Genomic DNA, 775 nt, shown 5'->3' on the forward strand with positions numbered 1-775 from the left:
GGTCCAGCGCCAGCCATTGGCTCGGCACCATGTAGTCCGGCAGGCCATGGCTCAGGTGCTGGGCCAGCTCGGCCTGCCAACCTTCGGCTTCCTGCTCAAGGACCACGTAGCCCACCAGTTGCTTGCCATCGGGCACCGTCACTACGGTTTCACGCACCAAGGCGTGTTCCAGCAGGCGTGCCTCGATCTCGCCCAGCTCGATGCGCAGGCCGCGCAGCTTGACCTGATGGTCGATGCGACCGGCGTACTCGATCACCCCGTCAGGGCGTTGGCGGGCCAGGTCACCGGTGCGGTACAGGCGCTCGCCGGTGCCATGGGGGCTGACCACGAAGCGTTCGGCGGTCAGGCCCGGACGGCGGTGGTAGCCGCGCGCCAGGCCTTCGCCGGCCAGATACAGCTCGCCCAGCACGCCCACCGGCACCGGTTGCAGCTCGGTATCGAGGACGTAGCAGGCCAGGTTGGCGATGGGCTGGCCGATCGGCACGCTGTCGCGGCCTTCGTCGCGGCAGGTCCAGTGGGTCACGTCGATGGCCGCTTCGGTCGGGCCGTAGAGGTTGTACAAGGCAGCACCCGGCAGCCTGGCGAAGACCTGCTGCTGCGCATCGGCTGGCAGCGCCTCGCCGCTGCACACGATGCGCTTGAGGCGGGTGCAGCGCGAGACGTTCAGGTCCTGCATGAAGGCCTGCAGCATCGAGGGCACGAAGTGCAGCGTGCTGACCTGCTCGCGGGTAATCAGCTCGATCAGGCGTGCTGGGTCGCGATGATCCCCTGGAGC

At 68.3% G+C, this 775-nt stretch carries 1 protein-coding gene; it reads right to left on the reverse strand.

Features of this window, described 5'->3' with window-relative positions:
• Positions 1-775 (reverse strand): AMP-binding protein (locus G7007_RS21780; protein ID WP_181105173.1); only part of this gene is annotated, 775 nt, incomplete at both ends.

This window comes from Pseudomonas entomophila (assembly GCF_013523125.1).
Lineage (GTDB): Bacteria > Pseudomonadota > Gammaproteobacteria > Pseudomonadales > Pseudomonadaceae > Aquipseudomonas > Aquipseudomonas entomophila_B.